The sequence below is a fragment of the Pedobacter sp. GW822-FHT03F06 genome, assembly GCF_058801365.1.
Genome location: NZ_JBXANE010000011.1, coordinates 1 through 26685 on the forward strand (window position 1 = coordinate 1; position 26685 = coordinate 26685).

The following is a 26685-nucleotide window of genomic DNA, read 5'->3' on the forward strand; positions in this document are numbered from 1 at the left end:
TAGAATGACTTAATGATAAAAACACTACTAATGAGATTGCTTCGTCGGCTGAAAAAGCCTTCTCGCAATGACGGATTAAACGAAGTAGAAATTACGCATAATATTTCTCTGCTCCCTGCTATCTGGCATAGGAGATGATGGAAGGAGATCCTTCGACTACGCTCAGGATGACAAAAAACCGGAGGAAAATATAACGATGATAAATTGACCGTGATTGAAAGGACGCGATAAATCCACTGCCCCATGCTATCTCCGCCCTGCTACCCGGCCTGGCAGATTTTCGCAGGAAAAAGCACGGAAATCTTTGCAGTCCCCCTCATAACCCCACAGCCCAAGGCAGGATCAAGCGGGAGCGGTGGAATAAGCAAGGGTAAGAGCCTCGATGCTGCCGCAATTGAGATTTCCGTCGCTTTTTACAAGAATTGCGCAGCAATCTTTTATACCTATAAAAAACAATATGATCACATAAAAAACGGATGCGAGCCTTGATCTTTTGTTTCTTTTCTATCAAGAGAAAAGAAAGAGCCCCCTCGGTGGCGGCGAACCGAGGCAAGCCTGCGCAAAGGAAAAGAATAGCCAACGCTTTAAGATTCCCGCCTGCGCTGGAATGACGGGCTGATCGAGATAGAAATGACTTAATGATAAAAACACCACTAATGAGATTGCTTCGTCGGCTGAAAAAGCCTTCTCGCAATGACGGATTAAACGAAATAGAAATTACGCATAATATTTCTCTGCTCCCTGCTATCCGGCATAGGAGATGATGGAAGGAGATCCTTCGACTACGCTCAGGATGACAAAAAACCGGAGGAAAATACAACGATGATAAATTGACCGCGATTGAAAGGACGCGATAAATCCACTGCCCCATGCTATCTCCGCCCTGCTATCTGGCATAGGATATGATGGAAGGAGAAAACGTTAAAGCTTTTGCACCTCCTTTCGACCTACCACTACCCCGAGGCAGCACACCCTCCCCGATCCTTCATAAGCTTGTCCCGAACATTCTTCGGGAGGGCTTGTGCTGGCGACCAATAAAGCTTTGACTAATTTATCCGACATCAGATCCAAGCCTTGATCTTTTGTTTCTTTTCTATCAAGAGAAAAGAAAGAGCCCCCTCGGCGGCGGCGAGCCGAGGCAAGCCTGCGCAAAGGAAAAGAATAGCCAACGCTTTAAGATTCCCGCCTGCGCGGGAATGACGAACGGTGTTTGTAATCTGGATAACGGAATAATTTTGGTACAAATCGCAGATAACCCATAGTAGTAAGATTGCTTCGTCGCTCCTCCTCGCAATGACGGAATTGATGTTATGATGACAGCGCCAAACAAAAAAGCACCAAGAACATCGCGCTCTTAGTGCCTAAATTTATACACAAGCCTATAAAACCTTAAAGATGTTATAGGCTCATATATAGTATTTTACAAATTAATTCCAGCCGCCGCCTAATGAACGGTATAAACCGACAACTGCATTTAACTGCTCTGTTTTAATCGTAGTTAACTCCAGTTCGCTCTGCAATAAATTACCCTGTGCGGTAATTACCTCTAAATAGTTCGCCATACCACTTTTAAACAACAAACTTGCATTCCTTGAGGCCTGTTGTAAAGTCTGCGCTCTTTTTTCAGCAATGCTGTATTGAGTTTTTAACTTCTCTACTTTCGTTAACTCATCAGACACTTCGCCAACCGCATTTAATACCGACTGACGGAACTGAATCACCGATTTCTCGCGGTCGATTTTAGCCAGTTCTAAATTGCTTTTTAACTGTCCGCGTTGAAAAATTGGCTGGGTAATCCCTGCTCCAACTAAACCGAACAAAGATGCTGGTACATTAAACCAGTTGCTGGCTTTAAAAGAGTTAATGCCTCCGCTTGCGGTAATCACCAGCGATGGATATAAACTGGCTTTCGCTACACCCACCTTTGCATTGGCAATGGTAAGCGCCAGTTCGGCACTTTTAATATCAGGCCTGCGGCTTAACATAGATGAAGGAAAACCTGCGTTTAAATCCTGCGGAATATTCATTTTATCTAAACGGCTCTCGCGGTTAATGGTTTTTGGCAAAGTACCGATCAATACACTTAAAGCATTTTCCTGTAAGGTTACGTTCTGCTCCAAACGGGGGATCAACTGTGCCGCATTTAACTGCTGTGCCTGCGCTTGCTGTATCGCTAATGAAGTTACCTGACCGGCATCGAACTGTAAATTGATAATCCTTAAGGTACTGTCGTTCAGTTTTAAGTTCTTTTTCGCGATTTCCAATTGCGCATCAAGCATTAACAGGTTGTAATAACCTTGCGCAACATTGGCCACCAAGCGTGTTTGAACGGCTTTACGTGCCTCTTCTGTCTGCAAAAAACTGGCTAAAGCGCCAGCTTTTTGGTTACGGATTTTACCCCAGATATCGGCTTCCCAAACCACACCCAGATTAGCATTGTAATCTTCAATGTGTGTTGAGCCTGTAAACTGGTTAAGGCTTAAACCATTTAAACTGTTATCAGACGGACGGCTCGAACTTGCTGCCACCTGCAATTTCAGTTCAGGTAAATAACCCAATTTCGATTGTTTGAACAATACTTCGGCTGCATCTATATTTTTCAATGCAATCTGCATATCGTAATTTTTAACCAAAGCTGTATCAATTAAATTCTGAACAGTAAGGTCGTTGATAAAACTCTTCAATGGCATACTGCCAACACTCGAAGAATCTTTAGGCAATGAATTTCTGAACAAGCCTGGCGCAATATTTGGCAGGGCTGTATCTTTCGAAACCGAACATCCGCTCCAGATTAAAGCAAGGAGCAGGATGGTAATGATATTAAACCGTTTCATAAACTACATGATTATTATTTACAGGTTCTCCATGGTGGTGAACAACCTCATTTTTTGATATTTTTTCCTGTAAAGCCTGGAAGATGACAAAGAGTACCGGAATGATGAACAAACCTAAAATTACACCCGACACCATACCACCTGCTGCACCGATACTGATGGAGTGGTTACCCTGTGCCGATGGACCTGTTGCAATACTCATCGGGAACAAACCAAACACAAAGGCGAGTGAAGTCATAATGATCGGCCTGATCCTCAATCTTGCTGCTTCTATAGCCGAATCAACCAAACTGAGTCCTGCCTTTCGTCGCTGTACGGCAAACTCTACAATCAGGATGGCATTTTTAGCCAGCAAACCGATCAGCATAATCAGCGCTACCTGTACATAAATGTTATTTTCGATACCGGTTAAACCCAATACCACAAACACACCGAATACACCTGTAGGGATAGATAAGATTACCGCCAATGGTAGGATGTAACTCTCATATTGTGCTGATAATAAGAAGTAAACAAACACCAAACAAAGTAGGAATATCACTGTCGACTGTCCGCCTGAAGAAATCTCCTCACGTGTTTGTCCGGAGAATTCGTAAGCATAGCCGGTTGGCAATTGTTCTCTGGCGGTTTCTTCTATCGCTTTAATTGCATCACCAGAACTGAAACCTGGTTTAGGGATGGCATTTACCTCGATAGAGTTAAACAGGTTATAACGCGAAGCCGTTTCCGAACCATATACACGGGTTAATTTAACCAGGGTACTGATCGGCACACTTTCACCGTTCTTGTTCTTCACAAACACACGATCAATACTTGCAGGATCGGTACGGTCGGCAACATCAGCCTGCACCACTACACGGTAGTATTTACCAAAGCGGTTAAAATCTGATGCCTGCGCAGTACCAAAATAAGTCTGCATGGTTTGAAGGATGTCTTTTTTGCTTACGCCCAATTGATCAGCCTTTTCATCGTTAACATCCAGTTGCAACTGCGGATAATCTGCTTTATAAGAAGTAAAAGCATAAGCAATAGCCGGTTTCGCCATTAACTTTCCAATAAAGTTATTCGCTACACCGCTAAATTTATCCAGCCTGCCGTTCGTTTTATCCTGTAACATCACGTTCATGGCCTCCACGTTACTAAAGCCCGGAACCGTAGGGAAACTGAATACAAAGAAGGTACCGGCAGATATGGCTGCCATTTTAGCCCTTACAATATTTTGGATCTCATCGATATTTTTTACGGCCCCTCTTTCCTCATTTGGTTTTAACAATAAGAAAATCTGACCAGCTGACGGACTGTTTGATGCCGTTAAAAAGTTGTAACCAGCCAACGACATCACAAATCTTGCTGATGGCATAGCCCTTAACTCTGCTTCAGCCTGTTTTAATATTTTATTGGTATTGGCCAATGATGTTCCCGATGGACTGGCAACAGCGATAGCCACAAAACCCTGATCCTCTGTAGGAATAAAGCCTGTTTTTGTTCTGCCTACCAGAAAAATAGTAACCAGAACGATTAGGGCAAGTCCGCCCATACTGATCCATTTGTTACGGATAAGCACTTTTAAGCCGCCAATATAACGGTTGGTCATATAATTGAAACCACCATTAAAACCTGCATAAAACTTTTCTACAAAACCTTTTTTAGGCGCGTTATGACCACCTTCGGCATGTTTGTTCTTTAAAAATAAGGCCGCCAGCGCAGGACTTAAGGTTAAGGCGTTAACAGCCGAGATAATGATGGCGATAGCCATGGTTAAGGCGAACTGTTTGTAGAATATACCTGTAGAGCCGGTCATAAAGCCAACCGGTAAAAATACCGCTGCCATAACCAGTGTAATCGATATAATGGCCCCGGTAATTTCATTCATTGCCTCGGTAGTTGCCGCCCTCGGACTAAGCGAAGGGTTTTCTTCCATTTTGGCATGCACCGCTTCTACTACCACAATCGCATCATCTACCACAATACCAATGGCCAGTACGAGTGCGAACAGGGTTAAAAGGTTAACAGAGAAGCCGAACAGCTGCATGAAAAAGAAGGTACCGATAATTGCCACCGGAACCGCAATAGCCGGAATTAAGGTAGACCTGAAATCCTGAAGGAAGATAAATACAACGATAAATACCAGTAAAAAGGCTTCTATCAAAGTGTGCTCCACCTGATTGATGGATTCATCAAGATCGGTTTTAGTACGGTAAAATTGGTTGAATTTAATACCTGCAGGAAAATCTTTTGATAGTTTCGCCAACAGTTTATCAATGGCAATCTGGATTTCGTTGGCATTAGAGCCTGATAACTGGATTACACCAATGGTAATCCCATCATGTCCGTTTAAACGGTTAACACTACCATAACTATAAGCACCCAGTTCTACACGGGCCACATCTTTTAAACGTAATATAGAACCATCAGAATTAGAACGGATCGCAATATTCTGATATTCCTCTGGTTTGGTCAGTTTACCTTTATATTTAACGATATATTCAAATGCCTCACTACTTCTTTCCCCAAAGCGACCAGGTGCTGCTTCCAGGTTTTTGTCCTGAATGGCGGTGATCACTTCATTGGGTGTAATTTTGTAAGTGGCCAATTGACTTGGGTTTAACCAGATACGCATCGAATAATCTTTAATACCGCCAAATACACTGGCAGAACCTACACCAGGGATACGTTTAAGTTCGGGAATAATATTGATCTGCGCATAGTTATTTACAAAAACGGCATCGTATTTTTTTGGATCTTCTGAGTAAATACCGATGGCACCAATAAAGCTGTTTTGCTGTTTGGTAGTAGTGATACCATATTGTACAACCTCTGCAGGTAACTGGCTTGTGGCCTGCGAAACCCGGTTTTGCACATTAACCGCTGCCTGATCGGGGTTGGTGCCCTGTTGAAAGTAAACGGTGATGGCCAAGGTACCGTCGTTACTGGCGCTGGAGGTCATGTATGTCATGTTCTCTACACCATTAATTGCTTCCTCCAATGATGGAGTTACCGAACGTAAAATCGTTTCGGCATTGGCCCCTGGGTACACTGCGGTTACCAATACCGACGGAGGTGCGATATTTGGAAAGCGCTCTAAGGGCAACTTTGTTAAGCCCAGTATACCAACTATTACCAATAAGATGGAAATAACAGTCGAAAGTACAGGCCTGTCTATAAATTTCTGAAACATGACTTTTTAGATTTTATGTCTTATTAATTTTTTGTTTTTGCAACAGCTACTTTATCTGTTGCTTTTTGAGGCTGGATCACCATGCCCTCCTGTAATTTATCAACGCCACTCAATACGATCTGGTCACCAACCTTTACCCCGTCTTTAACCAGGTAATTTTCGCCGGCTTTACCAACAATGGTAATGGATTGTTTTTTCACCTTACTGCTGTCGCCTACAGTAAATACAAATACTTTATCCTGCATTTCTACTGTTGATGACTGCGGTACCAGAATAGCATTATCGTGCTGTAAACCTAAACGGATCTTACCGGTATTACCCGAGCGAAGAACGCCACTTGCATTAGGGAAACTGGCCCTTAAAGTAATGGCACCTGTGTTTTTATCAAACTGACCATCGATCATATCGATCTTACCTTTAATCGGGTAAGCAGAATTATCAGCCAATAAAAGTTCTACTGCAGGTAAGTGTTTAATCCTGTCGGCAGGTGTTTTACCTGGATAATTTGCATTAAAACTGTTAAAGTCGTTTTCTGCAAGGGAGAAATAAACATGTACTTCGTGGATATCTGATAATTGTGTTAAAGCAACCTGATCTGTTGGAGAAACCAAACTTCCCTGTTTTTTAGGGATACGGCCGATGTAACCGCTTACTGTAGCCTTAACATTAGTATAACCTAAGTTAATCTGTGCCGAAGCTACGCTGGCTCTGGCTTGTTCGGCATTTGCCTGTGCAATTTTATAAGCCGTTTTGGCTGTTTTTAACTGAAAATCAGATACTACCTTATTCTGAACAAGTGGTGTTAATTTATCAACTTCCAATTGAGCGTTTAAAATAGCCGCTTCTGCAGCGTGTAAACTTGCTTTGGCATTGTTTAAAGCCTCGCGGTAAGGGTTTTCGTTAATTTTGAACAGGGTTTGTCCGGCAGTTACATAAGCGCCTTCATTAACCAAAACGCTTTGTAAGTAACCGCTCACCTGTGGCCTTACATCGATATCAACAGCACCCTGAATAGAGGCCGGGTACTCAATAAACGTGGTTTCTGTGCTCGAGCTAATCGCGCTTACAGGCAGTGCCGGTGGCGGTGGTGCAGCTGCAGCCTGATCAGGAGACGACTTACAACTCACCAGAATTATAGATAGAAGAGAAATTGTTAACAATAACTTAATGCTATTAAACCGTTTAACAGTGTTAAGTAAGGGGTACAAGCGGTGTAGAGATTTCATATGATTAAATTTAATTGGAATTAGAGTGTATAATAATTTAACAGTGTTAAATTACGTTGTAAAAAAAAAATTAACTATTAATAGATAATGTAATGCCCTTGATGGCATCTTTTAAAATCTGTTGGTTTAACTCGTCTGTTGTTCTTCCATTCGGGCGAACCAGGTTGATGGAAATTAAACCATGGATGATAGACCAATAAGTGTAATACTTCATGCAGATATCATTATCAGAAACGGGTTGCTTCTCAAATAAAGATTCAATTACGTCGCCCAACATACCAGCTATGTTTTCGGCTTCGGGCATTGAATTTTTAACGGTACAACAAACCATATCCACACCGTACATCAATTGATAAAATTCTTTATGGGTAAAGGCGAAGTTCCAGTAGGCAATCCACATGGCTTCCATTTTATCTTCCGGAGATTCGTGTTTATCCCTGGCCTCTCGGATATCTTTCGCCAACATTAAATAGCCCCTTCTGGTGAGTTCCAGTAAGATGCCATCTTTGTTAGAAAAGTATTCGTAAATAATTGGTGCAGTATATTCAATCTGGTCGGCAATTTTACGCATACTCAATGCCTGCCAACCCTCTGTTTGAACAATATTCAAGGCAGCATCCAGAATTTTTGTCCTGGTTTCATCTTTTAAACGTAGAATTCTTTCTTTACTTCCCATGACTGGAATATTAGGTGTAAATAATCTAACACCGTTAAGCAAATGTAGAACCAATTCCAGAATTGACAATCATTCATTTGTCATAAACATTTTATTGCTTAGTTTTACAGCTGATAATCAACGATTAAAGTGTTTAAAAGCACATTCCGAATAAATTAATTTTCTCAAAAAATATAAAAAATGATTTTCCGCGAAGCAAAAACAACTGACATAGCTGCGATACAAATTGTCAGACATACGGTAAAAGAGAACACTTTGTCAGATCCGGCGCTGGTTACTGACAAAGATTGCGAAGAATTTATTACACAACGCGGCAAAGGATGGGTTTGCGAAATAGGTGGAGAGGTAGTTGGGTTCTCCATCGTAGATTTAAAGGAGCATAATATCTGGGCGCTATTCCTTCGTCCGGAATTTGAAGGCAAAGGCATTGGCAAAGAACTGCACCGGTTAATGATAGATTGGTATTTCGATCAAACGCATGAGCCGGTTTGGCTGGGTACAGCGCCCAATACCCGCGCTGAAGAATTTTATACCAGGCAAGGCTGGAAGAAAGTAGGCATGGTAAATAAAGGAGAAGTGAAATTTGAGATGAGTTATGAGGATTGGGTGAAACGGATTGTTTAGTAGTGAGATTTATTGCCACGGAGGCACGGACTAACACGGAGATGTTTATTGCTATATTCAAAGGGCAGTGATAGCCGCCAAAGCCTGAACCATATAAGTTATATATAAGCTCCATGGCTCATATGTTCTTAAATTTCTTATGTGGTGAAAAACCATAATGAAGGTTTTAACCACTAAACCCCTAACCTGAAGCGAAGCGGAAAAGCTACGCAGTAAAACAAGTTCAGGGTGGCGGATCCATAGATTGATCGTCATTGCGAGAAGGCTTTTTCAGCCGACGTGGCAATCTTAATGCGATCGCTAGTAGCGATAGTTGTAAGATTGCTTCGTGCCTCGCAATGACGATGTAGCCTAGAAAAGACTTACCACCAAGACAAAACCGTCGAAGGACTGAACCACATAAGGCATATAAGTTACATATAAGCGCAATGCCTTATGTTCTTACATTTCTTATATAGTGAAAAACCATAATAAGTTTTAACTACCAAGACCCTGACCTGGAGCGAAGCGGAAAGCTACGCGGTAAAACAAGTTCAGGGTGACGGTCTGAGAGAATGATCGTCATTGCGAGAAGGCTTTTCAGCCGACGAAGCAATCTCTCTAGCAGGATCGCTAGTATGAAAGATTGCTTCGTCGTGTCTCCTCGCAATGACGATAAAAGTTATAAATCTAATTATTCCAGATAAAAGGTGCCTGTTTTACAAAGGCCTTCTCCCCTAACTGCTCAATAATAAACTGTGCTAAATTAGCCGCATTAATCTGCTCGCCACTACAATTAAGCAAACTTGTGCCTACAGGCGTTTGTTCGTCGGTTTGGATAATCATGGGCAACCGGATTAAAGTCCAATCGAGATTGCTTGCGGTTAAGTGCTCGTACTCCTTTTGTTTATCTGCAGTGGAAACCGGATAGTTATCGTACATCCATTGGGTAGCAAATTGAGTCTTCGCATCTTTTTCATCGTCAGGCGTATCCACATTGATCCCGGTAATTACAATATAACGTTTCAGGTGAATGGCTTCCATTGCTTTTAGAATATTACCTGTCGATTGCGTAAAGATTGTTTTTTCGCTTACAGGTTGCCCCATCCCCAATGCACTGATTACGATATCGCATCCTTCGATAAGCGCATGTACTGTTTCGGCATCTTTTACATCGCCAATTACGATTTCCAGCGAAGCATGACGGGTTTGAAGTTTTTCAGGATTTCTGATAAGAGCTTTCACCCTGATTTTTTGCACCAATAACGTTTTTAAAATATAAGCACCAGCTTTACCTGTGGCACCAATTAAAGCAATTCTTAAATCTTGCATGATGTTCTTTATAAAATTTTAGAAAATAATAGTTTATCCCTTGATCAGAACAATAAGGGAATGTCAGAATTGAATTCTGTTTGAGTTATATTTTATAAAGAGATTTTAATGGTACTAATTTAGGAAAAAAATACAATTTCGAATTAAGTGCAAACGGAATGGAGATCCTTCGACTCCGCTCAAGATGAGAATTAATTAATAAACATCGTCATCTCGACCGGAACGCAGTGAAGCGGAGAGATCTATCTAGTTAGATTTCTCCACTACGGTCGAAATGACGAACCGACTGAATGTGCCTTTGTGGTCAAAAAACTAAGCTTTAAACTTCTTCATAAAGTTGCTCACACTTTCTTCTAAATTTCCATCAGCAATGGCTTTAACGAAAGCCGTACCAATAATGGCACCGTTGGCGTATGAACAGGCCTTATCAAAAGTCTGTTTATCGCTGATCCCGAAACCGATCATGGTTGGGTTCTTCAGATTCAGGTTTTTAATCCTGCTGAAATAAGCCTCGGTAGTATTACCAACCTCAAGGTTTTTACCCGTTGTGGCCGACGATGATAATAAATAAATAAATCCATTGGTTAAACCGTCAATTTTATGGATCCGTTCTTCAGCCGTTTGAGGGGTAATTAAAAACACATTGCTCAGGTTGTGTTTTTCGAAGCAATCTTTATAGAACTCCTCATACTCTACCATCGGCAGATCGGGAACAATACAGCCATCTACGCCTACTTCGGCACAGGCTTCGCAGAATTTTTCTACTCCAAACTGCAAAACAGGGTTTACATAACCCATTAACAACACAGGAATGGTAACGGTCTTACGCAAGTCTTTCAACTGTTCGAAAAGCAGCTTAAGTGTCATGCCTTGATCGAGCGATTGTTTGCTACTCGCCTGAATTACCGGTCCATCGGCAACAGGATCGGAATAAGGAAAGCCGATTTCGAGCATATCAGCACCTGATTTTTCCAGTGCTTCTGCAATTTTAATGGTATCGCCAGTGTTTGGATAACCAGCAGTATAGTATATTGATAATATATTTTTCTTCTCCTGGAAGAGTTGTTTAATTCGGTTCATGTTTTTCTTTTTCCGTCATTGCGAGGCACGAAGCAATCCTACTACACTCGCTAGGAGGCTAACCCAAAGCATTAAGATTGCTTCGTGCCTCGCAATGACGATTCTTCTACAGATTAAAATATTTAATATAAGTATCCAGATCCTTGTCGCCACGGCCTGAAAGGCAAACCACTACGTTTTCGCCAGCTTTAAATTCCATTTTTTCTAAGTAAGCCAGGGCGTGTGCACTTTCGATGGCCGGAATAATCCCTTCCAATTGGGTGCAAAGCAAACCCGCTTCTAAACTTTCTTCATCGGTAATGGAAACATATTGGCCACGACCGGTTTTAAACAAATGTGCATGCTGTGGGCCAATACCCGGATAATCTAAGCCTGCTGAAACCGAGTGTGGTTCTACCACCTGTCCATCTGGCGTTTGCATTAAAATACTTCTGCTACCGTGCAAAACACCTTCTTTCCCCAGATAAGTGGTTGCCGCAGAAAACCCACTCGACACTCCTTTTCCTGCTGCTTCAACAGCAATGAGTTTAACATTTTCATCGTCCATAAAATGGTAGAACATACCCATGGCATTACTGCCACCACCTACGCAGGCCAACACATAATCAGGTTGATCGCTACCTGTTTGCTCCAATAACTGCTTTTTCGTTTCCTCAGAGATAATCGATTGGAAAATGGCCACCATATCAGGGTAAGGGTGTGGGCCAACTACCGAACCAATAATATAGTGTGTATCAACAGGATTATTGATCCAGTCGCGCATCGCCTCATTGGTGGCATCTTTTAAGGTTTTACTTCCGGAGCTTGCCGGAACAACCTTTGCGCCCAGCATTTTCATGCGGGCCACATTTGGTGCCTGGCGCTCGATATCTACCTCGCCCATGTAAATTACGCACTCAAGGTTGCGCAGCGCACATACCGTTGCGGTGGCTACACCATGCTGACCAGCGCCCGTTTCGGCAATGATTCTTTTTTTACCCAGTTTTTCGGCCAGTAAAATCTGTCCGATGGTATTGTTGATCTTATGGGCACCGGTATGGTTTAAATCTTCTCTTTTTAAGAAAATATTGGCACCATATTTTTCTGAATATCTTTTGGCCAGGTATAAAGGTGAAGGACGGCCAACGTAATCTTTTAACAATTGATGAAATTCCTTTTGAAAATCGGCATCATCAATAATCTTTAAATAGTTTTGACGCAATTCCTCTACGTTTGGATAAAGCATTTCGGGGATGTAAGCGCCTCCAAAATCTCCATAATATCCTTTTTCGTTTACTTTGTATTTCATGTTTTTTTCTTTTTTCCCTTGGTTGAAACCAAGGGTTATGAATAACAATCTATTTATTCATTTCTTTAATAAATTCTTTAATCTTCTCTGCATCCTTTAAACCTGGTTCAATTTCAAATCTGCTGTTGATATCCAGGGCATATAATCGCTCGTCATTTATTTCTTTTATGGCCGGTGCATGTTCTAAATCGATGCCGCCACTTAAAAAGTAGGGTTTAGTGTAAGTATATCGGTCTAAAACAGACCAATCGAATGTTTTTCCCGATCCGCCATGTGTTTTGGTTTTGGTATCGAACAGAAAATAATCCACCACATTTAAATAAACTTCGAGACCTGAAAAATCAAAATCTTCATCTATTCCGAAAGCTTTGATTAATTCTAAAGCAGGAAAGCTTGATTTTAATGCTGCACAGTATTTGGGCAATTCGCTGCCATGTAACTGAACAGCCTTTAGCTTCAATGTGTTTACTTTATCCTTTACTTTTTCAATATCTTCATTTACAAAAACACCAACAGTTTTAATTTCTGCGGGAATATATTTGATCAATTCAGCAGAAACATCGCTGATCAGTCTGGGCGATTTTTCGTAAAAGATAAAACCCAGGTAATCTGGCTGCAGTTCTGCAACCGCAGCAATATTGGCTGCCAAACGCATTCCGCAAACTTTTAACTTTAACATGCCAATAGTTTTTTGAAACTGTTTAATGCTTTTTTGCTCATTAACGATTCTTCCGCTTCATAAAAGCAATCAGCAAAAGACTTTTCAGGTTTTATGGTTTTAATGGCCAGTGCCGAATTGCACAATACCACATTGTTCTGTACATCAGTGGCTTCACCATTTAATACATCCATAAATATTTTGGCTGATGATTCTACGGTATCGCCACCTTTAATGGCATAAGTATCAACCTTATCAAAACCCATATCCTGAAGGGTTAAAATCTGTTCGCCCTTGTTCGAAAAGGTTTTCACATCACAGGTTAACGAAACCTCGTCATAACCTTCCAGCGCGTGTACAATGGTATAACTTTTATCCGTATCCTGATATAAATAAGCATATAAACGGGCGAGCTCCAAACTGAACACGCCTACCATTTGATATTTCGGCTGACCAGGGTTAACCATTGGCCCCAGCATATTGAAAAATGTTTTTACGCCCAGTTCCTTACGGATCGGTGCCACAATTTTCATTGCCGGATTAAACAACGGAGCATGTAAAAAACAGATCCCTGCGGTATCTAAATTGCGCCTTAAAGTATCCTCATTATTGGTAAAAGTATAACCTAAATATTCCATTACGTTGGATGAACCGCAGCCAGAAGAAACGCCGTAGTTACCGTGTTTGGCCACATGATGACCGGCACCTGCCACCACAAATGAGGATAAAGTAGAAATATTGAAAGTATCTTTACCATCACCTCCAGTACCACAAAGATCAATCAGATCGTAACCCGACAAGTTTACTTTTACGCACATATCAAGCATCGCATCACGAAAGCCCTGCAGCTCTTGCACGGTAATATTACGCATGGCATAAGCCGTAATAAAAGCGGCAATCTGCGAAGAATTGAATGCCCCTTCCGAAATGGAGATTAAAATGTTCTTTGCCTCTTCCCTGCTAAAACTCTTGTTCTCGAATAAATGGTTTAATATTTTTTTCATGTTTACTGCCATTGTTATTTAACCACAGATGAAAAGGATGAACACGGATAAAAATCTGTGTGTATCTGTGCTCATCTGTGGTTCCTTTTTTATTTATCTTTATTTCGCCATGGTTTGTGTCTCCACAAACCATCTAAATATTCCGTTTCGTGGAGACACGAACCGGGGCGATGTTTAAAAAAATTGCATAAAAAAAGGATTGCTTTTTGGGCAATCCTCTTCGTTGTGTTTAAAATATTTTAAAATATATAACAATAGAATTTGCCTAACGAATTTCGTTATGCCACCACCAATTGTTATTTAAGTTTTTAATTATCATGTTTGTATAAAGCAAATATTGACATAGTTTTTTAATATTCCAAAATCTTTCTAAAAATATATGGCTTTCTTTAAAAGAAAAGTACAGTTTAATGATGATTTCGGTTTCGGATCGAATCCGGTAACCAAAAACCAGCGCATGCTCAACCCCGATGGTTCGGCAAATATCGAACGTACAGGCCTGCCCTGGTTTAAGTTTGATGATACCTATACCCGTTTGGTTACCATGAGCTGGCCGCGCTTTTTCTTTGTCATCCTCCTTGCCTACCTTGTTGTAAATACAATTTTCGCTGTTTTATACAATGTGGTGGGTATTGAAAATTTAAACGGTGCCAAAGGTGTAACGCTTCGTGATCAGTTTTTTGATGCCTTTTTCTTTTCTGCCCAAACCATTTCTACCGTGGGTTACGGCCATATTTCGCCACAGGGTTTTGTTACCAGTGTGCTTGCCGCTTTCGAGAGTATGCTGGGTTTATTGGCCTTTGCACTGGCTACAGGTTTATTGTATGGCCGTTTTAGCCGGCCCACTTCTAAAGTGAGTTTCAGCAAGAAAATGGTTATTGCTCCTTACGAGAATGGCCATGGCTTAATGTGCCGTTTGGTGAACCTCCGCCGCAACCAGCTCATTGAGGTTGAAGTACAGATGGTGATGTCGTACAATGAAACCATTGATGGTAAACATGTACGTAGGTTTTATCCTTTGCCATTAGAGCGCAGTAAAATCGGTATCCTATCATTAAACTGGACTTTGGTACACCCCATTACCGAAGAAAGTCCGTTTTTCGAAAAATCGTTAACCGAGCTGCAGCAGGCCGAAGTAGAAGTTTTTGTGATCCTCAAAGCTTTTGATGATACTTTCTCTCAGACCATCCACACCAGAACCAGTTATCAGGATGAGGAAATAGAAATGGATGCCAAGTTTGATAAAATGTATTACCATAACAAAGAAGGCAAAATGGTGATGGACTATAGCAAGTTGGATCAGGTTACGCGGACGGTGTAAGGCCATTCTTGTTTTAAAAGGCTTTTTTCTTTTTTTTGGAAAGCAGGTTTCGATGCTAGTCGGTTGCAGTAGTCCCGCCATACGCTGCAATCTTTTTGTGGTCCTGTCATCCTGAGGTACGAAGGATCTGTTTCATAGGCTGCAGATGAAAGGCCATTTAAGGCTGCTGCAAACAAAAAGGATTTTCGCTGCTGTCGGGTTTAGGTGGTTCGGTTAGGTGCAATAAAGAAACACCCCGTCCTTTCAGGCACCTCTCCAGAGGAGGGGAATGCAAATCGCATAAAAACTATGAGAGGCAATTCCCCTCTTTCAGAGGGGTGTCCGCAGGACGGGGTGTTAATTATTGCCCTAAAAACCCCAAAATATCCTTATACAATTGATTCCCGCCAAAAATCATCTGACTGATCATCGGTACATGGCTTTTACCTTTAATCTCTTTTATTTCTACAGGAACGTTATTAGCTTTAAGTTTTTCGTATAACCTCGGCGTTTGCAATTTAATGGCACCATAAGTTTTGCTTCCATAAAAGAGTAAGTGTGGATTTTTGATATTGTTTACATAATCCAATGGTGAAGCCACTTTCCAAACTGCAGGCTGATCGGTAAAAGTTCTGATGAAATCGAAGTAAAAATGGTCTTTTTCGGCAGTGGTTAAATATTCCTGCATATCGAGTCCGAAAGGATCGTCGAGAATTACCCCTTTAATTGGATTTTTAATTCCAGCTTTTTTAAAATATTTAGGATCGGCATTAATCAGTTCGCCCAGATGTGCCCCAGCCGAATGCCCCATTACAAAAATCTTATCCGGACTCGCAGTATAATCGGCAATATGCGCCTGTACCCATTTTACGGCCAAAGCACAATCATCACCCATTTTTTCGTACTGAACGTTTGGTGCTAAGCGATAATTGATGATAACGGTAACTACACCTTTCCGCGCGAAGTTTCTACCCAACCACCAATAAGTTTCTTTCTTCCCGCTACTCCAGGAGCCACCATGAATAAAAACCAGAACAGGTTTATCTTTTATGCTGTCGTTTTTGTAAAAAATATTCAGCGTATTGGCCTCATCAGCATTGCCTGCGTAATTGATATTTTTTACTTTTTTAACCTGTGCAGCAGAAAGTATCGTTTGAAAAAGCAGCATTAATAAAGCAAGGAATTTGTACATAAAAAAAGATTTATCTCTTCACTTAATAAACGAAATTGTTGTAAAGGTGGATTTGTTAGTAGCGGGTATTAAGTAGAAAGTATCAGGTATCAAGACATTGATATAGACGCCAAGCATACCCACTAACGCTATTAGCCTTACGGCTTAAACCCTTCATCTTTATACCGCAACCGCTCTAGCCCGGATCCGATATCAGATTTATTCAGGCTCTATTCTATCTAAAATATATGAGACTAGGTGCTAAACAATTGTATTGGGTCTTCGACTCCGCTACCATTGACGTTGTTATTTAATTATTTAATAGTTAGTGACTTGTAGAAGATGCATTTCCATCCAACAGGGCCTTCGCACTGTACCTCCGTTCTACTTAAGTCCGGCCTAACATCCCGATAGCTATCGGGATCGGACTGCACTGTCCAAGCCAACCTACTAGCTTCGAAAGAAAAATTTTCAGCCGGCAGTTTTTGTTTTTTCATGGGCTTTTATGTTTTCAACGGCATTCAAGCTAGCTACGCTGGTCTTTTTGATGCCAAAAAGAAAGAGCCCTTCGGCGGCGGCGAGCAGAGGCAAGACCGAGCAGTAGGAAAAGGGAAACGATTGTACGTCACTCATATTGATTTTTATACAATAAATTACCCCTCAGACTGACAATTCATCTAGCTTAAACTGCCAACAAAGGCACCGAAACGCCAAACGCTAATCGCAATACGCTATTCTATTTACCTTGCGCCTTAAACCTTGTACCTTAAGCCTTAATCAGCGGATTCTTTTCTTTCGCAAACAGATCAAAAACCTTTTTATCTACAAAAGCCGGGAATAGTTTGTTCATCCAAACGGCTAATTTCCCTTGTCCGGTCATGATTAAGGTACGTTTACGTTTCTCGATACCGTCAGCAATAATGCTTGCTACTTCTTCGGATGTCATCATTTTGCCTTCATCCATACTGGTTTCGCCATGTGCAGCACCATCTTTCGATAAAGCGGTTACCCTGATATTGGAAGCGGTAAAACCAGGACAGGCCAATAAAACATTTACGCCTGTTTTTAATAATTCGGTGCGTAAAGATTCCATAAATCCGTTCATTGCAAATTTAGAAGCCGAATAACCCGTTCTGCCCGGCAAACCGCGGTAACCTGCAATTGATGATATGCCCACTACCGTCCCTTTGGTTTTTAAAATCTCGGGCAAAGCATATTTGGTACAATAAACCGTTCCCCAAAAGTTTACATCCATCAGGTTTTTAAGCACCGATAAATCAAGATCGTTAAACAGGGCACGCATGGATAATCCGGCATTATTTACCAGAATATCAATCTTTTGAAACGAAACCAAAGCTTGTTTGATAATCAGTTCGCAATCTGCTTCTTTGCTTACATCGGCCTGAACGGCCACGGCCCTGATGTTATATTTTTTCTCCAGGTCTGCAGTAATTTCGCAAAGCGTTACGTATTGGCGGGCGGCTAAAACCAAATTGGCCCCACGTTTAGCAAATTCTTCGGCACAGGCTTTTCCGATTCCGCTCGATGCGCCAGTGATAATGATGACTTTATTTTTTAGGTTCATTTATAGTAGCAAGTATTGAGTATTGAGTAGCAAGTAGCGAGTATTGAGTAGCAAGTATTAAGACTGGATACTGCTTTTATTTTTTTACATTAATGTAATTTGGCTAAAAGATGCTTTACCATTATTTCATCATTGCAGTTTCGTAAGGCACACGGGTTACAATCGATCTGCCGAGCGTAATTTCATCGGTATATTCCAGCTCACCGCCAAAAGCAATACCCCGTGCAATGGTCGTTACCGGAACATTAAACTCCTTTAATCTTTTGTACAGGTAAAACAATGTGGTATCGCCCTCCATATTCGGACTGAGTGCTAAAATCACCTCTTTAATCCCTCCTGCTGCCATTCTCACTACTAATCCATCAATAAACAGATCGGAAGGGCCTACGCCATCCATCGGAGAAATTAAGCCGCCCAACACATGGTAAACCCCAAAATATTGACCGGTATTTTCGATCGCCATTACATCGCGGGTATCTTCTACCACACAAATGGTTTCTTTATCGCGTTTTGGCGAAGTACAGATCTCGCATACCACATAATCGGAAATGTTATGGCAGGTACTGCAATGTTTAATATGCTGCTTAAGTTTTATAAAAGTATTGCCAAACTGGTTTACCTCCTCCTGCTCTTTGTTTAAAAGATGTAATACCAAACGTAAAGCTGTTTTTTGCCCTACACCAGGAAGTTTCGAGAATTCGTTTACCGCATCTTCGAGCAGTTTGGATGAAAAATTCATAATGCAAAAATAGGTAAAATGGTTCATTGGTTCAATAGTCATTGGTTCATTCGTCATTAGTTCATTAGGCTATTTGACTTCCGACTTCGGACTCCGGACTTCCGACTCAAGAATATTGCTTGATTTGATACTTTTCTTTACATTTATCAGCTTAACACAAAACTATGTCTCCAACCATTCTCTTATGTTTCCTGATCGGCTATTTTTTACTGCTGATTATTATTTCATTCGTAACCTCAAAAAAATCATCTGATAATTCTACTTTCTTTGTCGCCAACCGGAATTCTAAATGGTATTTAGTAGCCTTTGGGATGATCGGAACCGCACTTTCGGGTGTTACTTTTATATCGGTACCCGGAGAAGTTGGCGCACCCAGCGGAAACCAGTTTCAATATTTCCAGTTCGTTCTGGGTAATGCTGTTGGTTTTATCATCATCGCCACCGTTCTGCTTCCACTCTATTACCGGATGAATTTAACCTCCATTTATAGCTATATCGAAAAGCGGTTGGGGCATTACAGTTACAAAACAGCAGCATCGATATTTTTATTGAGCCGCACGTTGGGATCAGCAACAAGATTATACCTCGTAGTGATTGTTTTACAGCGTTTTATATTCGATAATTATGGCGTTCCGTTCTGGTTAACGGTTTTAATTTCGTTGGCACTGATCTGGTCGTACACCTTTAAAGGTGGATTAAAAACCATTATCATTACCGATACACTGCAAACTTTTTTCCTGGTGCTTTCGGTTTTCCTGACGATTTATTTTATTTGCAGCAGTCTCGATTTCAATATTCCACAGGCATTCGAAACCATAAAAACCAGCAGTTATTCGAAAATATTCTTCCTGGATGATTTCCTGACCAATAAATTCTATTTCAGCAAACAGTTTATCGGTGGTATTTTCGTTACCATCGCCATGACTGGTTTAGATCAGGATCTGATGCAGAAAAACCTGAGCATGGGCACCATCAAAGAGGCACAAAAAAACATGTTTACTTTTACAGGGGTATTTGTAATCCTTAACGTTTTCTTTTTGAGCGTGGGTGCCCTGTTATACATTTTCGCTGCGAAAAACGGTATCGATATTCCATTAGATCACATTACCGGGAAACCTAGGACAGATTTATTATTCCCTGAAATTGCTTTAAATAACCTTGGCGCTGTACCTGCAATTATATTCATGTTGGGCCTAACGGCAGCAACCTTTGCCACTACCGACTCGGCACTTACAGCTTTAACCACATCCTTTTGTGTCGACTTTTTAGGTATGGCTAAGGCAGAAAATGTAAATGCCAAAGACGCCGTAAAAAAGCGCCATACCGTACACGTGGCATTTTCTATTCTGATGTTTTTAGTGATCATCGTGATCAATGCCTTGAACAGCTCATCGGTAGTCAGTTTGATTTTTACCATCGCCTCTTATACCTATGGGCCGCTTTTAGGATTGTATAGTTTTGGATTATTTGTAAAAAAACGTGGTCTTCACGATAAATTAGTGCCGATAGTTTGCTTATTATCACCTTTTTTATGTTACTTGCTTTCCACGTATTCTACCACTTTATTGGGGGGTTACGTTTTTAGTGTTGAACTGATTTTGATTAACGGTTTAATCACATTTATAGGCTTGTTGTTCATCAGTAAAAAAACCGATGCGCAAACCAGATTTTAATATTAGAATAACAGTATATGACGAGTGAAGAAAAAATTAGAAGCGCTTTTGAAAACAAAGACTGGCAAGAAATTAAAGTAACAGATTCTTGGCAAATTTTTAAGATCATGGCCGAATTTGTAGACGGCTTTGAAAAACTGGCTAAAATTGGCCCATGTGTTACCATTTATGGTTCGGCCCGTACAGCGCAAACGCATCGATACTACCAATTGGCAGAGCAGTGCGGTAAATTATTAACCGATCGTGGCTATGGTGTAATCACTGGCGGTGGCCCTGGTATTATGGAGGCCGGTAATAAAGGCGCCCACACCAATGGAGGTAAATCGGTAGGTTTAAACATCGAGTTGCCTTTTGAGCAGTTCCACAATAAATATATCGATCATAATAAATTGCTGGAGTTTGATTATTTCTTTGTGCGCAAAGTCATGTTCATGAAATATAGCCAGGGTTTTGTGGTTTTACCAGGTGGTTTTGGCACTATGGATGAACTTTTTGAAGCTTTGACCTTAATCCAGACCGGAAAAATTGCACGTTTCCCAATCGTATTGGTGGGTGTTGATTATTGGGGTGGATTAATTGATTGGATTAAAGGTACAATGCTCCAGAAAGAACACAATATCCACGAAGAAGATTTAAACCTTTTCAGGTTGGTAGATACTGCTGAGGAAGCTGCAGAGCACATTTTCCGTTTCTACGATAAATATGTACTTAAACCGAATTTCTAGGTTGGTTCAATGGCTATTGGTTCATTAGTCATTGGTCATTGGTCATTAGTTCATTGGTCATTGGTTTATTGGTTAGTGGCCCATGGTTAAGTGGTTAATGGTTTAAACTGGTTAACTGAAAACTGCACACTGCTAACTGCCAACTGAAAAAGTGCTTACAAACAATAAGCACTTTTTTTATGTCTTCATTTATTGTAACAACTGACGGAAACTGCTATCTAAAATAAAACGTATCTAACATGGCGAAATTTATCAATTGGAGAAGTAATTGGTTGAGCGGGGATTTTCAACTCTTTGTAGATGGCATTCAGAAGGGAATGATCTCTTTTGGAAACTGGAGAAGTGATGCAGAGGGCGTGTTTGATGACAAAAATTTTTTCTTCTCCAATGTGGGGTTTTGGCAATCGAGAACTAATGTAATCGACCGAAAAACAAATGAACTGGTTGCGGTGATTACTTACGACAGCTGGAAATCAAAAGCCGTAATCAGCTTAAAATCTGGCGAACGGTACGAATGGACATCAACAGGAATATGGAAATCGCAGTTTACGGTAAGCAATTATAACAACGAGCACATCACGTATAACGCAAGCAGCAATAGTGGTGCAATATCATCGGATACAGACAATGAATTATTGATTGTATCAGGTTTGTTTATTAAGCATATTTACAACAAACGGATAGTTACCCTTATTGCCTGCTTTATGCCGATTATAGTGATATCAACAATGCGCCATTAGTATTGAAATTAAATCCTTTTGTGAGATGGAACAGGTATTAAATTGGAGAAAAGGTTTATTTGATAGCAATTATCAGGTATTTAACAACGGACTGTTAAAATTTTCGCTGAATTTTAGTTCGTGGAAAAATTCGGCAATAGCCACTACCCAGGCAGGTATTTACCTGTTAAAAAGTGAAGGGTTTTCTAAACCTGAAACTAAATTACTGAACAATCAGAATGAGGTTTTAGCTATAATTACTTACGACTGGCTGCGTTTTAAAGCGAAAATTGTATTCGCCTCTGGCGATACTTTTGACTGGAGTTTTCAAAACAGCTGGTTAAGCCGGTGGTCGTTAAACGACCATCAGGATAAACAGATTTTGTTCAATGCTTCAAGCGGAAATGGCCTGTTACATAGCAATGTGGATGACGATAAACTGATTTTATGCGGGCTTTTTATCCGGGAATACTATTCGAGGTTGCTTGTTGGTTTTATTATTTTCATGTTTATTCTGTTTAGCTTCAAGAATATTTTTTAGTTTAAACTAATAATCTGGTCTTAGCGTCTCGCTAAGACATTAGAGAATACTAAACTTAAGTTACGGAACTATTTTATGTTGTAGCAAGACGCTACGACCAGAGTTAGCATCTATCCTTCTATAGGCCCTGAAATAAATTCAGGGTGACGTACCTCAAAAGAGGGATTTCCATTTCCATCAGGGCTATTGTGTGCAGGCAGTCATCAGATATAACCACAAAACGATCTGATCTAATCGTTTCGCTAAAACATTAGGAAATACTAAACTTAAGTTACGGAACTATTTTATGTCGTATTGAGGCGACGACTAGGGTTAGCATTTTTTAGTTATATAAAGATCCGTCATCTCGACTGAAGCGCAGTCCCGAACTTTCGGGAGAGAGATCTACATCCCAAAACACTCTCGAGATAGATTTCTCGACTGCGTTGCACTCCGCTCGAAATGACGATTGGATTATCCCAAAATCTCTTTTATTTTTTCGGTCGGTCTGGCGATGACTGCTTGATCTCCTGAGATGATGATCGGTCTCTCGATTAAAATAGGGTGTGCAACCATGGCATCAACCCATTCCTCATCATTCAAGGTTTTTCCTTTATAATTTTCAGCAAAAACCTTTTCCCCTTTACGGATCAGTTCCAATGGTTTAATGCCAAGTTTTCGAATAATTTCTTTTAGTTCACTTTTATTGGGTGGCGTTTCTAAATAATAAACCACCTCGAAAGCCTTTCCGCTTTTTTCAAGTTCAACTAAAGCACAACGGCTTTTGGTACAGCGGTTATTGTGATAAATCGTAATCATTTAGAAATGTTTAAAGTCCACTTACACCACCACTAACCACCAGTTTCATGGCATCAGCTGCTGTCATATGCAAATCAGTTACCTTATCTCTTCTCACAATGCAAAGCTGACCGGCAAAAGAATAAGAAAGTGGGAAATATACGGCTACTTCTTCGGGCAGGTTGAGTTTATGCAGATCGTTCTGCGTTAAAAATCCAATCTTTTTTAGTCCTCCCTCCACTTCTACCAGCACCGGGTGGTTAAATTTCTTCTCATCACCTACAAAAGCTTCTGTTAAATCTTTTATGGATGAATAGATAAAATTAAGTAAGGGCAGCCGCTGCATAATCCGCTGAAACCAATTGTACATGGGCTCAGTTACCAAATTGGTTACAAAGATACCGGCCAGTAAAATGAGGGCTAAAACCGTTAACAAACCTAAACCAGGGATATTACGGCTTTCGCCGGTATTTGGATTTACACCTAAAATATTGTTTACATTCAACCAGCTATCTACAGTTGTAACTGCCCAAACTACAATAAAAATACTTACGGCAATGGGCACAACAATTAATAAACCTTTAATCAAATAGTTTAAAATAGCTTTCCCGACTTTATTCATGGTGCAAAAATAACATTTTTTTCAGTTCATTTGTGCTAAGTGTTCATTAGTTCATTAGCCATTGGTTCATTTGTGCTAAGTGTCATTAGTTCATTTGTGCTGGGTGCATAGCCTTGCAATAAGTGTAAGAGATTTTATTAGCACATTTACCTGGTTTATTGCACCTAACGTGTACCCAGGTAATTCGCGATGCCAAGAACTATTGAACAAAATAGGCAATATGCCACCCGAATGGCCAATGAACAACTGAACGAATGAACTAATGAGCGATATGCGACACTAATGACTAATGAACAACTGAACTAATAGACGGTATGCCACCCGAATGGCCAGTGAACCACTGAACGAATGATCTTATAGACAGCCTGCTACACTAATGACTAATGAACAACTGAACGAATGAACTAATGAGCGATATGCGGAACTAATGACCATTGAACCATTGAACTAGGCAACTACTCATAGAAATAAACCCTTTTAACCCTTTGCGAGATATTGGTTAAAATTTCATACGGAATGGTATTAATATCTTTCGCCAACTGCATAATGGTATGTTCCTTATTAAAAACGATGGCCTCATCACCTGGCTTCACATCGATGCCTGTGATATCCAACATGGTCATGTCCATACAGATTGAACCGATGGTAGGCACCAAATGGCCATTAATAAGCATTTTACCTACTCCATTGCCGAAATACCTGGTATAACCGTCGGCATAGCCAATTTTTACAGTCGCTATTTTTCCACCATTTGGCATCACACCCTTCCTGCTGTAACCTACAGTTTCGCCTGGGGCTAAAGTCTTCACCTGGGTAACCGTAGTTTTAAGCACCATTACGGTCTGCAAACCCCGGTTATTCGGCAATGCGGAGTCAAAACCATACAAACCTATGCCTAAACGTACCATATCCATTTGCCCTTCCGGCCAACGAGAAATACCCGAAGTATTGGAAATATGAAGCAAAGGTTTATATCCTAAAACATCTACCAGTTGATTTGCGATGGTTTTAAACCTCTCAATCTGCTGTTGCGTAAACCCATCATGTTCTGCGGCATCGCTTGCCACCAGGTGAGAAAAAATACTTTGAACTTTTACCTTCGCCGAATCTTTAAGCAGATTAGACAATGTATTGATTTCTGGTTGATCAAAGCCCAAACGGTGCATACCACTATCTATTTTAATGTGGATGGGGTAATCGAAATCATAATCAGACAGCGCATTTAAAAAACTATTCAGAATTTCTATACTGTAAATTTCGGGTTCGAGCTTGTGTTTAATGATGGCATCGAAAGCAGATTCTTCAGGACTCATCACCATAATGGGTAAAGTGATGCCCGCTTTACGCAAGGCAATGCCTTCATCGGCATAAGCTACCGCCAGATAATCTACCTTATGGAACTGCAATAAATTGGCAATCTCAAAACTCCCGCTTCCATATGAAAAGGCTTTAACCATGGCCATCATTTTAACACCTGGTTTGATTTTAGAACGGTAAAATTGCAGGTTACCAACCATGGCATTGAGATCGATTTCTAATACCGTATCATGTATTTTTTGTGTGAGCAGCTTACTGATCCGGCCAAATTCGAACCGTCTGGCCCCTTTTACCAAAATGGTTTCGTGGTTAAACTGTAAACCCGGGAAAGCATCGATAAAAGCATTGGTATCGTCGAAAAACTGCGTCTCAAACTTAAAAAGATCAGCATACTTCGAAATATGAGTTCCAATTCCAATCAGGCGGTTTACTTTCTTCTGTAAAAGCAATTCGGAAATCTCCGTGTATAAATCCAGATCATCTCTCCCCGTTTCAAATAATTCGGAAAGAATAACGGTTTTCTTTGCATGCTGATTCTGTTGATTTAAAAAATCAAGGGCAATAGCCAATGAAGAAATATCGGCACTGTAAGAATCGTCGATAATGGAACATTGGTTAATCCCATTTTTTAGCTCTAAACGCATGCTCACATGACTCAGTTTTTCCAAACGTAAATCGGCCTGCTCTGGTGTATAACCTAAAGCCAGTAAGGTTGCCCAGCAGATCATTCCATTTTCTATCGAAGCTTTATCTTTAAAAGGCAAAATGCATTCAATTTCCCTATTTTGATAAATGGCCCTCAGGTAACAGTTGCCTTCGATGGGTTCGACCGCAATAACCTGAAGATCTGCTGTTTGCTTACTGCTCCAGCTAAACTGTTTTTTACCAGGCAGCTCTTTTACGCTTATTTCATTTACATATTCAGGCGAGTAAATAAACAGTTCGGATGTTGCAAAGAGTTTCAGTTTCTCCGTTAGTTTTTCCTTTTTAGAACTGAACCCTTCGGCATGTGCTTCGCCGATATTGGTTAAAATTCCAATTTCCGGGCGGATAATTTCTGCCAAGTGCTGCATCTCGTTAACGGCAGAAATACCAGCTTCGAATATACCCAGGCTATGATCGGCCTCAATCTGCCATACCGAAAGCGGCACCCCGATCTGTGAATTATAACTCTTAGGACTTTTAACGATATTAAAATCGGCGGCCAAGAGTTGATACAACCATTCTTTAACAATTGTTTTTCCATTACTCCCTGTAATACCGATGGTTTTTAAATCAAATTGATTCCGGTGTTCGATAGCAAGTTTTTGTAGCGACGCCAAAGCATCATCTACCAGTAAAAAATTGCAGTCGGGATATTCGTTAATGTATTTTGCTTCGGTAATTACAAAATTCCTGATTTCCTTTGCATAAGCATCTCTAATAAATTCATGTCCATTGCGGTGCGAAGACAGGGCAAAAAACACAGAATTTTCCGGAACCAAAACCGAACGGCTATCGACCACCAGATATTGAATAATTACCTGTTCATCAACTAATTTGGCATCAGCATTTAAAATTTCGGCTATTTTGGCAATGGTATATATTGGATTTTGCATGCTATTATATTCAGAAAAATACGGTAATCGCTATTATTT

The 26685-nt window shown here is 40.6% G+C and carries 22 protein-coding genes; 6 read left to right on the forward strand and 16 right to left on the reverse strand.

The genetic code is table 11. From position 1 onward, the window contains the following. Positions 1-1427 precede the first annotated feature (1427 nt). From AC1RJ8_RS18515 to AC1RJ8_RS18530, 4 genes are all read right to left on the reverse strand, one after another. Positions 1428-2834: a TolC family protein gene (locus AC1RJ8_RS18515; protein WP_492956246.1), complete on the reverse strand. Its 1407-nt coding sequence runs from the start codon at positions 2832-2834 to the stop codon at positions 1428-1430. After that, the gene (locus AC1RJ8_RS18520; protein ID WP_492956245.1) at positions 2821-6012 is read right to left on the reverse strand and encodes an efflux RND transporter permease subunit; all 3192 of its coding nucleotides are present in this window, start codon (positions 6010-6012) and stop codon (positions 2821-2823) included. The genes AC1RJ8_RS18515 and AC1RJ8_RS18520 overlap by 14 nt, the downstream gene beginning before the upstream one ends. Positions 6013-6035: 23 nt before the next feature. Next, entirely contained in the window at positions 6036-7238 is a 1203-nt protein-coding gene (locus AC1RJ8_RS18525) for an efflux RND transporter periplasmic adaptor subunit (RefSeq protein ID WP_492956244.1), read from the reverse strand. A gap of 70 nt (positions 7239-7308) precedes the next feature. Further along, positions 7309-7914, reverse strand: a complete 606-nt coding sequence (locus tag AC1RJ8_RS18530) for a TetR/AcrR family transcriptional regulator (protein WP_492956243.1) — start codon at positions 7912-7914, stop codon at positions 7309-7311. Between the two features lie 180 nt (positions 7915-8094). On the opposite strand from AC1RJ8_RS18530, the gene AC1RJ8_RS18535 reads away from it, so the two are divergent. Continuing rightward, positions 8095-8538 carry a GNAT family N-acetyltransferase gene (locus tag AC1RJ8_RS18535; RefSeq protein WP_492956242.1) on the forward strand — a complete coding sequence of 148 codons (444 nt, stop codon included), beginning with the start codon at positions 8095-8097 and terminating at the stop codon, positions 8536-8538. Positions 8539-9207: 669 nt separating this feature from the next. Here AC1RJ8_RS18535 and AC1RJ8_RS18540 read toward each other — a convergent pair. The 5 genes from AC1RJ8_RS18540 to trpD form a co-directional block, all read right to left on the reverse strand. Next, complete coding sequence (locus tag AC1RJ8_RS18540; RefSeq protein ID WP_492956241.1) at positions 9208-9849, reverse strand: NAD(P)-dependent oxidoreductase; 642 nt, start codon at positions 9847-9849, stop codon at positions 9208-9210. 312 nt (positions 9850-10161) lie between these two features. Continuing rightward, positions 10162-10929 carry a tryptophan synthase subunit alpha gene (gene trpA, locus AC1RJ8_RS18545; protein WP_116253251.1) on the reverse strand — a complete coding sequence of 256 codons (768 nt, stop codon included), beginning with the start codon at positions 10927-10929 and terminating at the stop codon, positions 10162-10164. Positions 10930-11035: 106 nt separating this feature from the next. Beyond that, positions 11036-12217, reverse strand: coding sequence for a tryptophan synthase subunit beta (trpB, locus tag AC1RJ8_RS18550; RefSeq protein WP_209435069.1), 1182 nt, complete (start codon positions 12215-12217; stop codon positions 11036-11038). A 49-nt stretch (positions 12218-12266) separates the two neighbouring features. Then, complete coding sequence (locus tag AC1RJ8_RS18555; RefSeq protein ID WP_492956240.1) at positions 12267-12896, reverse strand: phosphoribosylanthranilate isomerase; 630 nt, start codon at positions 12894-12896, stop codon at positions 12267-12269. Beyond that, complete coding sequence (gene trpD, locus AC1RJ8_RS18560; protein WP_492956239.1) at positions 12890-13879, reverse strand: anthranilate phosphoribosyltransferase; 990 nt, start codon at positions 13877-13879, stop codon at positions 12890-12892. The genes AC1RJ8_RS18555 and trpD overlap by 7 nt, the downstream gene beginning before the upstream one ends. Positions 13880-14258: 379 nt before the next feature. Here trpD and AC1RJ8_RS18565 point away from each other — a divergent pair, with 379 nt between their 5' ends. Continuing rightward, positions 14259-15200, forward strand: coding sequence for an ion channel (locus tag AC1RJ8_RS18565; RefSeq protein ID WP_492956238.1), 942 nt, complete (start codon positions 14259-14261; stop codon positions 15198-15200). A 340-nt stretch (positions 15201-15540) separates the two neighbouring features. Here AC1RJ8_RS18565 and AC1RJ8_RS18570 read toward each other — a convergent pair whose 3' ends face one another. From AC1RJ8_RS18570 to recR, 4 genes are all read right to left on the reverse strand, one after another. Continuing rightward, positions 15541-16371: an alpha/beta hydrolase gene (locus AC1RJ8_RS18570; protein WP_492956237.1), complete on the reverse strand. Its 831-nt coding sequence runs from the start codon at positions 16369-16371 to the stop codon at positions 15541-15543. A 450-nt stretch (positions 16372-16821) separates the two neighbouring features. Beyond that, on the reverse strand, positions 16822-16983 hold the full coding sequence (locus AC1RJ8_RS18575; protein ID WP_492956236.1) for a hypothetical protein: 162 nt from the start codon (positions 16981-16983) through the stop codon (positions 16822-16824). Between the two features lie 133 nt (positions 16984-17116). Further along, positions 17117-17935: an SDR family oxidoreductase gene (locus tag AC1RJ8_RS18580; protein WP_492956235.1), complete on the reverse strand. Its 819-nt coding sequence runs from the start codon at positions 17933-17935 to the stop codon at positions 17117-17119. Between the two features lie 121 nt (positions 17936-18056). Then, positions 18057-18674 carry a recombination mediator RecR gene (gene recR, locus AC1RJ8_RS18585; RefSeq protein ID WP_492956247.1) on the reverse strand — a complete coding sequence of 206 codons (618 nt, stop codon included), beginning with the start codon at positions 18672-18674 and terminating at the stop codon, positions 18057-18059. 164 nt (positions 18675-18838) lie between these two features. On the opposite strand from recR, the gene AC1RJ8_RS18590 reads away from it, so the two are divergent. The 4 genes from AC1RJ8_RS18590 to AC1RJ8_RS18605 all read left to right on the forward strand — a co-directional run bounded on the left by AC1RJ8_RS18590 (position 18839) and on the right by AC1RJ8_RS18605 (position 22332). Then, positions 18839-20347: a sodium:solute symporter gene (locus AC1RJ8_RS18590; RefSeq protein ID WP_492956234.1), complete on the forward strand. Its 1509-nt coding sequence runs from the start codon at positions 18839-18841 to the stop codon at positions 20345-20347. Positions 20348-20364: 17 nt separating this feature from the next. Further along, positions 20365-21072, forward strand: coding sequence for an LOG family protein (locus AC1RJ8_RS18595; RefSeq protein WP_029278019.1), 708 nt, complete (start codon positions 20365-20367; stop codon positions 21070-21072). A gap of 239 nt (positions 21073-21311) precedes the next feature. Next, positions 21312-21812: a hypothetical protein gene (locus AC1RJ8_RS18600; protein ID WP_492956233.1), complete on the forward strand. Its 501-nt coding sequence runs from the start codon at positions 21312-21314 to the stop codon at positions 21810-21812. A gap of 25 nt (positions 21813-21837) precedes the next feature. Beyond that, positions 21838-22332 carry a hypothetical protein gene (locus AC1RJ8_RS18605; RefSeq protein ID WP_492956232.1) on the forward strand — a complete coding sequence of 165 codons (495 nt, stop codon included), beginning with the start codon at positions 21838-21840 and terminating at the stop codon, positions 22330-22332. Between the two features lie 453 nt (positions 22333-22785). On the opposite strand, the gene arsC is transcribed toward AC1RJ8_RS18605, so the two are convergent. The 3 genes from arsC to AC1RJ8_RS18620 form a co-directional block, all read right to left on the reverse strand. Beyond that, on the reverse strand, positions 22786-23130 hold the full coding sequence (arsC, locus tag AC1RJ8_RS18610) for an arsenate reductase (glutaredoxin) (RefSeq protein ID WP_492956231.1): 345 nt from the start codon (positions 23128-23130) through the stop codon (positions 22786-22788). Positions 23131-23140: 10 nt separating this feature from the next. Further along, positions 23141-23731, reverse strand: coding sequence for a DUF502 domain-containing protein (locus AC1RJ8_RS18615; protein WP_492956230.1), 591 nt, complete (start codon positions 23729-23731; stop codon positions 23141-23143). Between the two features lie 455 nt (positions 23732-24186). After that, positions 24187-26646: a bifunctional UDP-N-acetylmuramoyl-tripeptide:D-alanyl-D-alanine ligase/alanine racemase gene (locus tag AC1RJ8_RS18620; RefSeq protein ID WP_492956229.1), complete on the reverse strand. Its 2460-nt coding sequence runs from the start codon at positions 26644-26646 to the stop codon at positions 24187-24189. Between the last annotated feature and the right edge of the window lie 39 nt (positions 26647-26685).

Excerpts from the sequence above, each read along its gene's own strand:
- AC1RJ8_RS18515 (WP_492956246.1), bottom strand. The coding sequence starts at position 2,834 with ATGAAACGGTTTAATATCATTACCATCCTGCTCCTTGCTTTAATCTGG.
- AC1RJ8_RS18520 (WP_492956245.1), bottom strand. The coding sequence starts at position 6,012 with ATGTTTCAGAAATTTATAGACAGGCCTGTACTTTCGACTGTTATTTCC.
- AC1RJ8_RS18525 (WP_492956244.1), bottom strand. The coding sequence starts at position 7,238 with ATGAAATCTCTACACCGCTTGTACCCCTTACTTAACACTGTTAAACGG.
- AC1RJ8_RS18530 (WP_492956243.1), bottom strand. The coding sequence starts at position 7,914 with ATGGGAAGTAAAGAAAGAATTCTACGTTTAAAAGATGAAACCAGGACA.
- AC1RJ8_RS18535 (WP_492956242.1), top strand. The coding sequence starts at position 8,095 with ATGATTTTCCGCGAAGCAAAAACAACTGACATAGCTGCGATACAAATT.
- AC1RJ8_RS18540 (WP_492956241.1), bottom strand. The coding sequence starts at position 9,849 with ATGCAAGATTTAAGAATTGCTTTAATTGGTGCCACAGGTAAAGCTGGT.
- trpA (WP_116253251.1), bottom strand. The coding sequence starts at position 10,929 with ATGAACCGAATTAAACAACTCTTCCAGGAGAAGAAAAATATATTATCA.
- trpB (WP_209435069.1), bottom strand. The coding sequence starts at position 12,217 with ATGAAATACAAAGTAAACGAAAAAGGATATTATGGAGATTTTGGAGGC.
- AC1RJ8_RS18555 (WP_492956240.1), bottom strand. The coding sequence starts at position 12,896 with ATGTTAAAGTTAAAAGTTTGCGGAATGCGTTTGGCAGCCAATATTGCT.
- trpD (WP_492956239.1), bottom strand. The coding sequence starts at position 13,879 with ATGAAAAAAATATTAAACCATTTATTCGAGAACAAGAGTTTTAGCAGG.
- AC1RJ8_RS18565 (WP_492956238.1), top strand. The coding sequence starts at position 14,259 with ATGGCTTTCTTTAAAAGAAAAGTACAGTTTAATGATGATTTCGGTTTC.
- AC1RJ8_RS18570 (WP_492956237.1), bottom strand. The coding sequence starts at position 16,371 with ATGTACAAATTCCTTGCTTTATTAATGCTGCTTTTTCAAACGATACTT.
- AC1RJ8_RS18575 (WP_492956236.1), bottom strand. The coding sequence starts at position 16,983 with ATGAGTGACGTACAATCGTTTCCCTTTTCCTACTGCTCGGTCTTGCCT.
- AC1RJ8_RS18580 (WP_492956235.1), bottom strand. The coding sequence starts at position 17,935 with ATGAACCTAAAAAATAAAGTCATCATTATCACTGGCGCATCGAGCGGA.
- recR (WP_492956247.1), bottom strand. The coding sequence starts at position 18,674 with ATGAATTTTTCATCCAAACTGCTCGAAGATGCGGTAAACGAATTCTCG.
- AC1RJ8_RS18590 (WP_492956234.1), top strand. The coding sequence starts at position 18,839 with ATGTCTCCAACCATTCTCTTATGTTTCCTGATCGGCTATTTTTTACTG.
- AC1RJ8_RS18595 (WP_029278019.1), top strand. The coding sequence starts at position 20,365 with ATGACGAGTGAAGAAAAAATTAGAAGCGCTTTTGAAAACAAAGACTGG.
- AC1RJ8_RS18600 (WP_492956233.1), top strand. The coding sequence starts at position 21,312 with ATGGCGAAATTTATCAATTGGAGAAGTAATTGGTTGAGCGGGGATTTT.
- AC1RJ8_RS18605 (WP_492956232.1), top strand. The coding sequence starts at position 21,838 with ATGGAACAGGTATTAAATTGGAGAAAAGGTTTATTTGATAGCAATTAT.
- arsC (WP_492956231.1), bottom strand. The coding sequence starts at position 23,130 with ATGATTACGATTTATCACAATAACCGCTGTACCAAAAGCCGTTGTGCT.
- AC1RJ8_RS18615 (WP_492956230.1), bottom strand. The coding sequence starts at position 23,731 with ATGAATAAAGTCGGGAAAGCTATTTTAAACTATTTGATTAAAGGTTTA.
- AC1RJ8_RS18620 (WP_492956229.1), bottom strand. The coding sequence starts at position 26,646 with ATGCAAAATCCAATATATACCATTGCCAAAATAGCCGAAATTTTAAAT.